Source organism: Shewanella sp. Sh95 (genome assembly GCF_001308045.1).
Classification (GTDB): Bacteria; Pseudomonadota; Gammaproteobacteria; order Enterobacterales; family Shewanellaceae; genus Shewanella; species Shewanella xiamenensis.
In genome coordinates this window covers 13,163-27,086 of record NZ_LGYY01000029.1, presented here as the reverse complement: position 1 = coordinate 27,086, position 13,924 = coordinate 13,163, and the positions used below count along the sequence as shown (strand labels likewise).

Below are 13,924 nucleotides of genomic sequence, written 5' to 3'. Positions count from 1 at the left end.
AATATGCTCAAATGCTGTAGTTATAGTGGCAGAACATAGAACGCGGGGTTCGGAGCTTGGGATTACTGGGCGTGATAGCCAAATCGACTGGCAGCATCACGGTATCGACGATCAGCGAGCTACCCATATCGACCAGTGTCAGAGGGATAGTAAACAGTAGCAGTGGCGGGGCGGATAACGCAGAAACTATCGCACACTCCTCGCCATTATCAACAGCAGTTTGAACACTGGAGAAAGAATGCCCCCAAGTTGAATTTTCTCCCATCCTCGATGTTATTGTTGCACATCCCGTGAGAGAACAGCACACGACCAAGCAAGTCAACCAACGCATAACCACTCCATTGTTTATATGTGAAAAACCGCATTGTTTCGGTATGAGCGACTCGCTTGATTAACTTTGGGCGTTAGTCTTATGGAACCCGAACTGGTTTTGTTCGACACCGATATATTCAGTTTTAGCAAGTCGGCATTCTAACCACATGAATATATGTGTCAATTATTCAGCAGCAGTAATGAGACAACAGTAAAGAGACTCCCAACTTTAGTGTCGCAGTAGTTAACGCCTCTGCCTATAAGTTAGTTTTATATCGCGTTTAGCTCAGTCTTAAACGACATCTGTCCCTATTGTTGTTATTGCAGTGGTGTCTGCTGGTATGCTTTCTTTTGATGATAAATAAGTGGTTGGCTATGTCGCCATTTAGAGAAAAGTGTTGGTCATTGCACCAGCATGAAAGTAGCGTATACCTTCAAGAAACAAAAAGCCCCATCAGCAAAACTGTTGGGGCTTTGATACTTTATGCATGCATTTATACCGTGAGTAATGGCATGCATCTAGCCATTACAGGCTGTAGTACATTTCAAACTCTAATGGGTGAGTTGTACGGCTTACACGCTCAGCTTCTGCAGATTTCAGTGCAATGTAAGACTGGATGAAATCTTCGCTAAATACACCGCCGCGAGTTAAGAACTCGTGGTCAGCTTGCAGGTTTTCAAGGGCGTTTTCTAATGAAGTCGCTACTTGTGGGATTTCAGCCGCTTCTTCCGCTGGCAGATCGTACAAGTCTTTATCCATCGCTTCGCCTGGATGGATCTTGTTTTGGATACCGTCGATACCCGCCATCAGCAGTGCTGCGAAACCTAAGTATGGGTTTGCATGTGGATCTGGGAAGCGAGTTTCGATACGACGACCTTTAGGGCTTGGTACCACTGGAATACGGATTGAAGCGCTGCGGTTACGTGCTGAGTAAGCTAACATCACTGGCGCTTCGAAGTGTGGTACTAAACGCTTGTAAGAGTTAGTGCTTGGGTTAGTGAAAGCGTTCAGTGCGCGAGCGTGCTTGATGATACCACCGATGTAGTACAGTGCAGTTTCACTTAAACCAGCATATTTGTCGCCTGCGAACAGGTTTACGCCATCTTTCGCCAGAGATTGGTGAACGTGCATACCGCTACCGTTGTCGCCAACGATTGGCTTAGGCATGAAAGTCGCAGTCTTACCGTAGGCGTGAGCCATGTTGTGTACTACGTACTTCAGAATTTGGATTTCGTCCGCTTTCTTAGTCAGGGTATTGAAGCGAGTTGCGATTTCGTTTTGACCCGCAGTCGCCACTTCATGGTGGTGAGCTTCAACCACTTGACCCATTTCTTCGAGCACTAAACACATAGCGCTACGTAAGTCTTGTGATGAGTCAACAGGAGCTACTGGGAAGTAACCGCCTTTCACGAATGGACGGTGACCAGTGTTGCCACCTTCGTAGCTAGTGCCAGAGTTCCATGCCGCTTCTTTAGCGTCGATTTTCACGAAACAACCAGACATGTCAGTACCGAAACGGACATCGTCGAACAGGAAGAATTCTGGTTCTGGTCCAACTAATACAGTGTCAGCGATACCGGTAGAGCGTAAGTATTCTTCCGCTTTTTTCGCGATAGAACGTGGGTCGCGGTCATAACCAGTCATAGTGCCTGGCTCGAGAATGTCACAACGGATCAGCGCAGTGGTTTCTTCGGTGAATGGATCCAGTACGAACGTAGTTGGGTCTGGCATCAGTACCATGTCTGATTCGTTAATGCCTTTCCAGCCAGCGATTGACGAGCCGTCAAACATTTTACCGTCTTCGAAGAAGTCAGCGTCTACCTGATGAGCTGGGATAGATACGTGCTGCTCTTTACCTTTGGTGTCGGTAAAACGTAAATCAACAAACTTAACTTCTAATTCTTCAAGTTGCTTTAAAACTGATTCAACTGACATTCTCAAGTCTCCGGTAGGGTAAAGGGATGTCCCTTCTATAATCTTTTAACTCAAGTTGTGCTTGAGCAAAACTTACTAGCTATAAAGCGATATCTATGCCAATAATTTAACTTGTTGATAATTAATGAATATGTGTTTTATTGCACTATCTTTAACTCTGTATTGCACTTTATTGGTGCGTTTTGATGTGGCATTTTGGTGCATTCATCCATTTTGGTGCGCACCATGCATCCCCCATTTTAGTGCAGTGACGATGAGCATAGGCTTGCTTGGTTAATTCATATCCATATTCAAGCTGGGCGGCATACTCGCTGTTAGCCTGTTACTATCAATTAGGCTCAGCAAAACAGAATGAATTTAGCATATAAATAAGTCTAGATAACCGCGTAAGGTCACTGTTTTCAGTGCTCGCCATAATGTCACAAAACAGTGAGATGATAAGCTGTTTTTCTGATAATGATTTTGGCTTGTTTTCATTTCTTGTCATTAAAAATCAATTGATTAGTCTTGTTGTTCTTAGGTGGGAATAGAGTTTATTGAAACTGCGTCTAAAGCCATTTATTGAGGCTATCGAGAAAATACTTAGGTAGCGGTTTGGGCATACTGATGTGTTTGGACGAAAAAACGGGTCTGCCGAATTGGGGTTATTCGCTATACTTATGGCGGCCTTAAGCGCATAGTCTGCTACGCCATTCCCGTGAAGAATAGTTATTTCAGCTGGTTAGTCGTATTGAGTTCGAGATAACGTGGCAATTGCCTGCGCTGAAACGGTGCATTTGGGTTATTTGTCTTATCGCCATAACTGATTCGTTAGCACGGGCCCAAAAAAATAGTTTTATAAGTGTTCAAAAATAATCCTGTGCGATATGGCCGCTCTGGAGTAGAATGTCACGCTTTTTTATGGCGACTCAACGTAGATTGCTGTAACGAATATTGTAATATCCCTAATTTTGTTTGATGGTAAGAGGTTTATCCGTGCTAGAGAATTTACGTAACATCGCCATTATTGCACACGTTGACCATGGCAAAACGACCCTGGTAGACAAGTTGCTGTCGCAATCAGGAACCCTTGCAACCCGGGGAGAAGCTACTGAGCGGGTGATGGACTCCAACGATCTTGAGAAGGAGCGTGGAATCACGATTCTGGCAAAGAATACTGCCATCAAGTGGAACGATTATCGTATCAACATCGTTGATACCCCTGGCCACGCCGACTTCGGTGGTGAGGTTGAGCGTGTTCTGTCTATGGTTGACTCAGTATTGTTGCTGGTTGATGCCGTTGATGGTCCAATGCCACAAACTCGCTTCGTAACCAAAAAAGCGTTTGCCCAAGGCTTAAAGCCAATCGTTGTTATCAACAAGATTGACCGTCCAGGTGCTCGCCCTGATTGGGTTATCGACCAAGTATTCGACCTGTTCGATAACTTAGGTGCAACTGACGAACAATTAGATTTTCCAATCGTTTATGCTTCTGCATTAAACGGTTTTGCAACCTTAGATCCAGATGTTGTCAGCGAAGATATGACGCCACTGTTCCAGACTATCGTTGAAAAAGTGTCATCACCTGATGCTGATGCGGATGGTCCATTCCAGATGCAAATTTCTCAGCTCGATTACAACTCTTACGTGGGTGTTATCGGTGTGGGTCGCATTAACCGTGGTAGCATCAAGACTAACCAACAGGTGAGCGTGATCGGTGCCGACGGTAAAGTACGCAACGGTAAAATGGGCCAAGTATTAGGTTACATGGGCTTAGAGCGTACCGAAGTTGATGTAGCAAATGCGGGCGATATCGTGGCGATCACCGGTTTGGGTGAGCTTAAAATTTCGGACACAGTGTGCGCCGCTGGCAATGTAGAGGCGATGCCGCCTTTATCTGTTGACGAGCCAACGCTGACCATGACTTTCCAAGTTAACACTTCACCTTTTGCGGGTAAAGAAGGTAAGTACGTGACTTCACGTAACATTCTTGAGCGTCTGCAACAGGAATTAGTGCACAACGTGGCACTGCGTGTTGAAGAAACCGACAGCCCAGACCGTTTCGCGGTATCTGGCCGTGGTGAATTACACTTATCTATCCTGATCGAAAACATGCGTCGTGAAGGTTACGAATTAGCAGTTTCTCGCCCAGAAGTTATCTTAAAAACCATCGATGGTGAACTGTGTGAACCCTTTGAAACCCTGACCGTTGACGTTGAAGAAGAACATCAAGGGACAGTGATTGAGAAGCTGGGTATCCGTAAAGCTGAAATGAAAGATATGCAGCTTGACGGTAAAGGCCGCGTGCGCGTTGACTTTATCATCCCAAGCCGTGGCTTAATTGGTTTCCAAACTGAGTTCTTAACTGCAACTTCTGGTACTGGTTTGATTTACCACTCATTCGATCACTACGGTCCACATAAAGGTGGCGACATTGGTCAACGCGCTAACGGCGTATTGATCTCTAACGCGACTGGTAAAGCATTGACCTTCGCACTGTTTGGTTTACAGGACCGTGGTCGTCTCTTTATCGGCCATGCGGCTGAAGTTTATGAAGGTCAAGTAGTGGGTATTCACTCACGTTCTAACGACCTGACAGTTAACTGCCTGAAAGGTAAGCAGCTAACTAACATGCGTGCTTCTGGTACTGACGAAGCTCAAGTACTGACTACGCCAATCACCTTAACTCTTGAGCAAGCGCTTGAGTTTATTGATGATGACGAATTAGTTGAAGTGACACCTAAGAGCATCCGTGTTCGTAAGAAACACTTAACTGAAAACGACCGTAAGCGCGCTAGCCGCGGTTAATGGTGGTTATGGTGGGCACGTAAAGTGACTGCCATACAGTGAATAAAGCCCTGCTAAGGCAACTTAGCGGGGCTTTTTAATGGCTATATTTCAGGTTCATGTACTGAGCGTATGCAGTTACGACCTGCGGACTTCGCCAAGTAAAGGGCGGTATCTGCTTGGTGGACTAATTCTAAGGCATTATGTTTATCTGAGGGGAGTAAACACGCAACACCCACGCTGACCGTGACAATTCCTATGTCTGTTTTAATATGGGGTATAGCAAGCGATTGAATAAGTTGATGTACGTGCTTGGCGGTGTCGAGTGCGCTTTGGTGATCCGTATTGGGGAGTAAAATAACAAATTCTTCGCCGCCATAGCGTGCAACTAATTCACCTGCCCGACGACCAGATTGAGATAAGCCGTTAGCCAGCATCTTGAGACAATCATCTCCTGCGAGATGGCCATAAAAATCATTAAATAATTTAAAGTGGTCAATATCGAGCATGATAAGCGAGAGTGGCGTGTTGTTGCGTTGCCCACGACTCCATTCCTTTTGCAGCATTTGATCAAACAATCTACGGTTGCCAATATTGGTTAACCCATCGGTATTGCTGAGTTTTTCGAGTCTGTTGTTCGCTTCGGCAAGTTCATAGGTTCGCGCTTGTATAATGGACTCTAGCTCTCGATTGCGTTCTTCTAAACTTGTCATTGGATAAATTTCACCTTTTTTGGCTATGCCATAGGGAATCGAAATTCCACTATGGACGATTTTCCAATCGTTGCTTTCTTGGCGAAAAATCAGCACTAACCTTGCGGTTTCTTGGCTGAGTATCGAGTCTGGGATAGGGAGGTGTATATGGAAAAACGCTGTAATAACAATAATATCTTCGGCAAGATCCTGTAGTGAAAGATCTAACACTTCAATATGGATCCGTTCGGGGACTTGGGCGAAGTCCTGACGGGTTATTTTTACCCATTCATCTTTACTGGTGACAAGAATATCGCTGCTACCTGCATAACCACTAAAAGTATCGCTAAAGCGGGCTGTGAGCTTGTCATCCCGTGCAGCGTACATCTCAATATATTCATCAAAAAGTGACTGCATAAGTTGCAAGCGTCTCTGTCGCATAGATTCACCTCAAGTAAGAATATAAGCGTTTTATTGTTCTTATTTGAGATGAGTATTAGTGATAAAACCATCTTCCGTTCTGATTAAAATCAAGATAGTGATGTAAAAACCACCAACAGTGTGATCTGTGCCCGCTTTTTGAGCTAGGGTTTGCTGTTCTTGTTACTGTTACCTAGCTTTAGTGGCAAAAGTTTGAAATGTTGTCATTTTGCTTGTTTAGTATACAGACCGAATGGTGCATTAATCGTTACTTTGGAACAGTGCAGAAGGGATTAATGCAAACGATAAACGTTTTAGAAGACGTCCAAACCAGATTAGCCTAATGACGCCTTGTAGGGTCATTCCCTTCGTTAGCCATAAGTAAAGGAATATTCCATGGACAAGACTCAACACTCTCAAGGTAAATGCCCCGTGATGCATGGGGCAAATTCAGCCGTTGCCAGCAACAATATGGATTGGTGGCCTAAGGCACTTAATCTCGATATTTTGCATCAGCATGATAAGAAGACGGATCCCATGGATCCCAACTTTAATTACCGTGAAGCCTTTAAGACCCTTGACCTCGCTGCCGTGAAGCAGGACTTGCATTCCCTTATGACCGATAGCCAAGATTGGTGGCCAGCCGATTGGGGGCATTATGGCGGCTTGATGATCCGCATGGCATGGCACTCTGCGGGAACCTATCGCATTGCCGATGGCCGTGGCGGTGCGGGGACGGGTAATCAACGCTTTGCCCCACTCAATAGCTGGCCCGATAACGCCAACCTTGATAAAGCCCGCCGTTTACTCTGGCCGATTAAGAAAAAATATGGCAACAAACTCTCATGGGCAGATTTGATGATCCTCGCGGGTAATGTGGCCTACGAGTCTATGGGCTTAAAAACCTATGGATTTGCCGGCGGTCGAGAGGATATTTGGCACCCAGAGAAGGACATTTATTGGGGCTCTGAAAAACAATGGCTCGCGCCAAGTGATAATCCTAACAGCCGTTATTCGGGCGCGCGTGACCTTGAAAATCCCTTAGCCGCCGTAATGATGGGGCTGATTTATGTGAATCCTGAAGGGGTTGATGGTAAACCCGATCCACTGCGCACCGCTCAAGATGTGCGTGTCACTTTTGCACGGATGGCGATGAATGATGAAGAAACCGTGGCCTTAACCGCCGGTGGCCATACGGTGGGCAAATGCCATGGCAATGGTAAGGCACAGGATCTTGGCCCTGAACCCGAGGGCGAAGAACTTGAGGCCCAAGGTTTGGGCTGGCTCAACAAAAAAGGCCCAGGCACGGGTGCAAATGCCGTGACTAGTGGTCTCGAAGGCGCTTGGACGACTCATCCCACTCAATGGGATAACGGTTATTTTCACCTACTGTTAAATTACGATTGGGAATTGAAAAAAAGCCCCGCGGGCGCCTCTCAGTGGGAACCTATTAATATTAAAGAGGAAGATAAAGTCGTCTCAGTGGGCGACCCGAATCGCAAGTTTAACCCCATCATGACCGATGCGGATATGGCGATGAAAATGGACCCCGAGTATCGCAAGATCTCCGAGAAGTTTTATCAAGATCCCGCCTATTTCTCCGAGGTATTTGCCCGTGCTTGGTTTAAGTTAACTCACCGCGATCTGGGGCCTAAGAGCCGTTATTTAGGGCCAGAAGTGCCGAATGAGGATTTGCTTTGGCAAGACCCGATCCCAAGCGTCGATTACCGTTTAGACGCCAGTGAGATTGTCGACCTGAAGGCGAAATTATTAGCCTCGGGACTCAGTGTTTCCGAATTGGTCGCAACCGCGTGGGACAGCGCGCGCACCTTCCGAGGCTCGGATTTCCGCGGTGGCGCCAATGGCGCACGGATCCGTTTAGCACCACAAAAAGATTGGCAGGCCAACGAACCCGAGCGTTTGCAAAAAGTATTGCAGGTGTTGAGCGCGTTGCAGGCAAGCTTAAGCAAAAAGGTCAGTATTGCCGACTTGATTGTCCTCGGTGGCGCTGCAGCGATTGAAAAGGCCGCCCACGCTGCGGGAGTCAATATCACAGTACCTTTCATGCCTGGCCGTGGTGATGCCACGCAGGAAATGACCGATGTGGAATCCTTTGCCGTACTTGAGCCTTTGCACGATGCGTATCGTAACTGGCAGAAAAAGGATTATGTAGTTCAGCCCGAGGAGATGATGCTCGATCGTACTCAACTTATGGGATTAACCGCCCATGAGATGACTGTGCTGGTTGGGGGCATGCGGGTGTTAGGCACTAACTATGGCGGTACACGCCACGGCGTGTTTACCGACAAAGTGGGTGTGTTAAGCAATGATTTCTTTGTGAATCTTACCGACATGGCCTACCACTGGAAGCCTGCGGGTACTAATTTGTATGAGATAGTCGAGCGTAAAACTGGCGCGGTGAAGTGGACCGCTACCCGCGTCGATCTGGTGTTTGGTTCTAACTCCATTCTGCGCTCCTATGCTGAGGTGTATGCGCAGGATGATGCCAAAGAGAAGTTTGTGCATGACTTTGTGGCGGCTTGGACTAAGGTGATGAATGCCGATAGGTTTGACCTTGCCTAATCACTAGTACTTAAGCTCGTTGTGACCATAAAAGGTGCAGTTTAGACTGCACCTTTTTTATATCTCTTATCAACAAATCAGAGAGTTAATGACCTACTCGGTCAATCACTTGGATAAGTTCCATGCGGATAGCGTCCGGTGTTTGGCTATGCCAGAATCCTGCTAAATAAGCGCCGAGTGGCAGGAGGAAGAGCGCCAATAATAACAAGACTAACAATCCTTTATGGCTAACTCTGTGACCCGATTTAAGGCCAAAACCGAGCGCCGCCGATTTAGGGCAGGCCGCCACACAGCGCATACATGCTTGGCATTCGTCGCTGCGAACCGTGGTTTTGGTATGCACTATGATGTTGGCTGGGCAGGCGCGGGTGCATTTGTCGCACTTCATACCCTTGGCTTCGATCAGGCAATGCTGAGTATCGCGGCGGATTTTGAGTGGGCTGGCAAAACTTAACAGTCCGAGCATGGCACCATAGGGACACAAGTAGCGGCAAAAACCTTGGCGACGCCATGCGGCGAGGACGAGGATAAGAGCAAAGCAGGCTAAGGTAATAAGCCCTGGTGTGACAAAAAACAGTGCCATCTTAAGGTCGGCAATCTTGTGGTAGTTACCCTGCAGATAATAGGGAATTGACTCGCTTGGCATACCGATCACTACATAAAACAGTCCCAGCAGTAATAAGTATTTCAGCATCCGTAGTGGCCAGTCTAGCCATGCTGGGGGCGCAAGTTCTGCTTTGATAAAGCGTTTGCGCAAGGCGTAGAGGTATTCGCCGGCGAGTCCTAAGGGGCAGGCCCAGCCACAAAAGGCGCGTTTACAGAGTAGGCCAGTGAGTAGCACGGCGGCGAGCATCACTGCGGCGGCGGGGTGCGTTTGGTCCCACAGGTTGAGCGTGACTATGGCTTTTAATTCAATCCCGCCGGCGATGGGCAAAAAGGCATCGACAACATCAGGGCGCATTAACCAAGGCGTGACCCCTTGTTTGAGTTGGATAGCATTAATGCCGTATTGGATGGCGACTAAAAACAACGAGAGTGCGAGCAGGTGTTGGCAACCTTCACGCAGGGCGTTGATTTTTATCTCGGCCTTATACTCCACCGGAGCAAACTTATGGGCAATAAGTGCAAGGGGCAAGGCAATGATTAGGGCGAGCGCCAAGGGCCAGTAGAGGCTAATCGCCACTGCGCCAACACTCAGGAGTAAGGTGGTCACTGCTCCCCATTTTTTACCGCTCCAATAGCTTAGGGAGGCGATATACATTAGGGCCAACATTAGGGTAAGGGATTCAATAAAGGTCATGTTAATACTGCAAATAGAATACACGTATTCAATCTGAGCAATCTTTTGTAGATAAGTTTATGAGCCTAAAGTGAATTTGTGCGTTAGATCCAATATTGATTGAATCATCACACTAAAGCGCGCCATCGCTCACAAAGCTAAAAATCTTAGCCTTGCACAAACGAAACTGGGAATGCAGGGAGGATAAAATCAACAGCAAACCGCCATCGCAGCTTGCCGAAGTGTTTAGAGGGTTAGAGCATCAGTGCTAAGCTGTTAATTCAGATTGGTTTGACGGAATTAACAGCCAGTTTGAGCAAGCTAAATGGCCTTACCCTTTTGAGTTCTCAAGGGCCTCGATAAATCGAGTAGACTCATTGATAGATTTATTCATCTCTTTGATTAAGCCTGAGATATCCGTTTGTAAGTTGGCAAATTCACCTTTAATCGCGCCTATCGCTTGGGCATTTAAGTTATGCTTTAAATACAGCATATTGTCTTTCATGGCGGTGAGAATGGGCGGCATTTTTGATTCGGCGCGGCGCATGGTTTTAATCAACTGCTCGTAGGAACGGCGGGTTTCCTTGAGCTTAGTTTCGCTGTTGCGGCGTAGGCTAGCTTTACTGATTTCAGCGATTTCCGTTTGCCACTCATCGAATAGCGCCTCGGCAACATCTTCGACCTTGTTGATGCGATTACTTACGTCATCGGCGGCACTTTGGGCTGACTCGTATTCATCTTTAGCCTTGTTGTAGGCCTTTTCGAGGTTGCCACCATTGTGGTTGAGTAGGGCTTGCATCTCCTCGAGTGCTGAGCTGAACTCTTTTTGCGCATCCTCTTGGGATTCTTTCGCGGCTTTCACTCTGTCGACCATGATGTCGCGCTTGTGGTAGCCCACTTTTTCCATGGCACCGTAATAGGCACTCTGGCAGCCCGTCAGCAATAGCGTTGCCGCTATCAGACTAGAGGTGATCAATCTTTTCATTGGGTATTCCGTCACTGAGTCAGATGAAGTTAGTCGGCCTTAAAACGTGCCGCATCGATAATGCTCCAGAGGTGAAAGATAGCACCAATTACCGCGGGCACAATTAACCACCAAAGGGCGTAGCCGACTACAGTGACCACGAAGAATAGCAATGCTGCCAAAATTCGCCCTTGTAGCAGTTGGCCTAGGCCTGGGAAAAACAGACTAGCGATTGCGGCGATAACATTGCCAGTGGATCCTTGTTGTGACATCAATTCACTCCTTAGACTTGTAAATTAAGTGTTTATTGTACGAAGATAACGAGTCTATACCAACAGAATCAAGAGAAACCCGTGACTAAGAAGATAGATCTGGCACAAATTCGAGCCTTACTCCTTGGGATTTGGCACTTCCTGCTGCATTTACGCCAGCGCCTAGTAGAAGATCAAATCAATATTCGTGCGGGCCACTTGGCCTATGTCACCCTATTATCGCTCGTCCCTATGGTGGCGGTGACTATGTCTATGCTGTCGGCGTTTCCTGTGTTTAAGGGGATCCGCGGCCAAATTGAAGCCTTCGTTTACGAGAATTTTTTACCCGCAGCGGGCGATACGGTACAAGTCTATATCAATGAATTTGTGGGCAATGCCTCGAAGGGGACTGCGGTGGGGATCGCGGCCTTAGTCGTGGTAGCTATTATGCTGATCTCCGCCATTGATAAGTCACTAAATAATATTTGGCGCACTAAGGAAAAACGTTCTGTGGTCGTGGCCTTTTCCATGTATTGGATGGTGATTACCTTAGGCCCTGTGCTGGTGGGGGCGAGCCTAGTGGCGACTTCCTATGTGGTGTCGTTAAAGCTCTTTGAGGGCGATACCTTATCTGGCGTAATGCCGCTGTTTATCGAACGTTTGCCGCTGTTATTTTCGGTGGCCGCGTTTTTACTGCTCTATATGGTGGTGCCGAATCAAAAGGTGAAGTTTTGGCACGCGCTGTTGGGCGCTGTGGTGGCGGCACTGCTATTTGAGTTGGGGAAAAAAGGTTTCGCCTTGTATGTGACGAAATTTCCAAGTTATGAAGCCATTTATGGTGCGCTGGCGACCATTCCTATTCTATTTGTTTGGGTATATTTATCTTGGATGATCGTGCTGCTGGGCGCCGAAATTACCGCCGCCATGCCCGAGTATTTGGACTATGAGTCCAGCAGCGATATCAACGAAACTAACCTCGATGGTCAACCTTTAGCGGCGCAGGATACACCCGCCGCGCAGCCAGAAACCACATCCGCCCAATCAAGCCAAGTGCTTGAGACGAAGGCTGAACTTTCCGAAAGCGCGCCGTCATCGACTACATTGGATAAGCCGTAGCGAAGTTGTCATCCATTAATACGTTTAACGAGCCTTAGCCCGCCTATGATTACTGATGGCCATCATTTTGCCCCTTTTATCCGCCGTGATTGGCTGATGATGGGCAATGGGCAGCAGTTGCATCTCGCTCAATATGGTAATCCGCAGGGTATCCCGCTGCTTTATTTGCATGGTGGTCCTGGCGCAGGCGCTAGTGTGAGTGAGCTCAGTTTATTTAACCCCGAGCACTATTGGATTTTACTGTTAGATCAACGTGGTGCGGGGCAATCACTGCCCGCTGGCGAGTTGGAACACAATCATTTAAATGGACTCATCAGCGATATTGAGGCGATTCGCATTCACTTAGGCATAGCGCGTTGGTGCTTAGCGGGTGGCTCATTTGGCGCCACCTTAGCCTTAATTTACAGTGGGTTATTTCCGCAGCGGGTAATAGCTCAAGTATTATGGGCGCTGTTTATTCCATCAAAAGAAGGGATTGAATGGCTCTATGCACCCTCGGGCGCCGCGCAGTTATATCCGCAGGCTTACCGTGAATTTGCCGCGCCTTCTATTGGATTGGCGGATTTATTTACGCACTATCAGCTAGGATTTAACGCCCAAGATGAAGCAACTCGCCACGAATTTGCCCGCCGTTGGATCCAATGGGAATTAACCCTAGCGGGTGTACCAACTGGCCTGCCTAAGCGGCTTGCGCCGCCGCTATTCGCCTTAGCTCAAATCGAGCTGCACTATGCGCAAAATGATTACTTCAATATGTTCAGTGTATTACAACGGGTGACATCTCAAGTCTCTGCGCGTACCCTGCTATTACAAGGCACGCAGGATGCTGTCTGTCCGGCACGTTTATTAGCCGCATTTGGGGCAAAAATCGATAACCCCAGGATACAAATCCACACTATTGTTGATGGCGGGCATTCGCTGAATAGTGAAATACTCTCACTTGCCGTCACACTCGAAATTCAAGCCATGTGGTCTTGGATAAAGCGACAGGAGTTTGCATGAAATTAGCTATGATTATTGCCGCCATTTTAGGATTAACGGCCTGCGCGGCCACCTCATCCTCAACCCCAGAATCTCAATCCTCATCTTCTGCGGTCGAATCTACCGAGGCTCGCGCACCTGTGGCGCCTAAAGTGGTGCAATTGGCTGGAATGACCAATGAGGCCGCTGCTGATGCTTTGTATCAGGCCTTAATTAATGCCAACTATTTAGCCACTAAAGTCGGGGCGGATAAGGTTGCGGTGCAATTTGGCAATAATGATTTTATGCTCGAACCCAGTATAAATGCTGCGGGGATTGACCGTATTCTGATGAACCGTTTTTATGCGGTGCATCCACAGTTGCAGGCCAGCCCTGAACTGCCCGCGGTGATTGGCGAACTGAATGCCAAGCTAAACTTCGCTAAATTTGTATTGCGCGAGCAAGGTGCGGTAATCCAAATCCAAGGTACTGTGACCTTTGCTGATAAGGTCGAAATCGAGGAGCTTCGCCGTTTTATGCTGTGGACCGATGGCGGCTTGGCAGAAATCGCTAAGTCCTTGCCGGAGGGAATTGAGCAGTATCTGCGCCCAATTCCTTTGATGCCCGTTGTTAAGTCTTAATTTA

Annotated in this window: 11 protein-coding genes; 5 read left to right on the top strand and 6 right to left on the bottom strand. The window is 47.5% G+C overall.

The window, feature by feature from the left end; translation table 11 throughout:
- Positions 1 to 7: 7 nt before the first annotated feature.
- Positions 8 to 265 (bottom strand): YceK/YidQ family lipoprotein, encoded by a 258-nt coding sequence (locus AEA42_RS02565; RefSeq protein WP_226871843.1) that lies wholly within the window; start codon positions 263 to 265, stop codon positions 8 to 10.
- 573 nt (positions 266 to 838) lie between these two features.
- Complete coding sequence (glnA, locus tag AEA42_RS02560; RefSeq protein ID WP_037425030.1) at positions 839 to 2,248, bottom strand: glutamate--ammonia ligase; 1,410 nt, start codon at positions 2,246 to 2,248, stop codon at positions 839 to 841.
- A gap of 975 nt (positions 2,249 to 3,223) precedes the next feature.
- On the opposite strand from glnA, the gene typA reads away from it, so the two are divergent.
- The gene (gene typA / locus AEA42_RS02555) at positions 3,224 to 5,035 is read left to right on the top strand and encodes a translational GTPase TypA (RefSeq protein WP_055646875.1); all 1,812 of its coding nucleotides are present in this window, start codon (positions 3,224 to 3,226) and stop codon (positions 5,033 to 5,035) included.
- 83 nt (positions 5,036 to 5,118) lie between these two features.
- Here the strand turns inward: typA and AEA42_RS02550 are convergent, their stop codons facing one another.
- On the bottom strand, positions 5,119 to 6,147 hold the full coding sequence (locus AEA42_RS02550) for a diguanylate cyclase (protein WP_055646874.1): 1,029 nt from the start codon (positions 6,145 to 6,147) through the stop codon (positions 5,119 to 5,121).
- 375 nt (positions 6,148 to 6,522) lie between these two features.
- On the opposite strand from AEA42_RS02550, the gene katG reads away from it, so the two are divergent.
- Complete coding sequence (katG, locus tag AEA42_RS02545) at positions 6,523 to 8,709, top strand: catalase/peroxidase HPI (RefSeq protein ID WP_055646873.1); 2,187 nt, start codon at positions 6,523 to 6,525, stop codon at positions 8,707 to 8,709.
- An 85-nt stretch (positions 8,710 to 8,794) separates the two neighbouring features.
- Here the strand turns inward: katG and AEA42_RS02540 are convergent, their stop codons facing one another.
- The 3 genes from AEA42_RS02540 to AEA42_RS02530 form a co-directional block, all read right to left on the bottom strand.
- Positions 8,795 to 10,009, bottom strand: coding sequence for a 4Fe-4S binding protein (locus AEA42_RS02540; protein WP_055646872.1), 1,215 nt, complete (start codon positions 10,007 to 10,009; stop codon positions 8,795 to 8,797).
- A 310-nt stretch (positions 10,010 to 10,319) separates the two neighbouring features.
- Complete coding sequence (locus tag AEA42_RS02535; protein ID WP_055646871.1) at positions 10,320 to 10,973, bottom strand: DUF2959 domain-containing protein; 654 nt, start codon at positions 10,971 to 10,973, stop codon at positions 10,320 to 10,322.
- Positions 10,974 to 11,002: 29 nt separating this feature from the next.
- A complete protein-coding gene (locus AEA42_RS02530) occupies positions 11,003 to 11,224 on the bottom strand; it encodes a hypothetical protein (protein ID WP_037423215.1) in 222 nt (73 codons plus the stop codon).
- An 81-nt stretch (positions 11,225 to 11,305) separates the two neighbouring features.
- On the opposite strand from AEA42_RS02530, the gene AEA42_RS02525 reads away from it, so the two are divergent.
- The 3 genes from AEA42_RS02525 to AEA42_RS02515 are packed head-to-tail and all read left to right on the top strand — an operon-like array spanning position 11,306 to position 13,920.
- The gene (locus tag AEA42_RS02525) at positions 11,306 to 12,319 is read left to right on the top strand and encodes a virulence factor BrkB family protein (RefSeq protein WP_055646870.1); all 1,014 of its coding nucleotides are present in this window, start codon (positions 11,306 to 11,308) and stop codon (positions 12,317 to 12,319) included.
- Between the two features lie 45 nt (positions 12,320 to 12,364).
- Positions 12,365 to 13,321, top strand: a complete 957-nt coding sequence (locus tag AEA42_RS02520; RefSeq protein WP_140907487.1) for an alpha/beta fold hydrolase — start codon at positions 12,365 to 12,367, stop codon at positions 13,319 to 13,321.
- Positions 13,318 to 13,920, top strand: coding sequence for a hypothetical protein (locus tag AEA42_RS02515; RefSeq protein ID WP_037423221.1), 603 nt, complete (start codon positions 13,318 to 13,320; stop codon positions 13,918 to 13,920). Before AEA42_RS02520 ends, AEA42_RS02515 begins: the two co-directional genes overlap by 4 nt.
- The last annotated feature ends 4 nt before the right edge of the window (positions 13,921 to 13,924 follow it).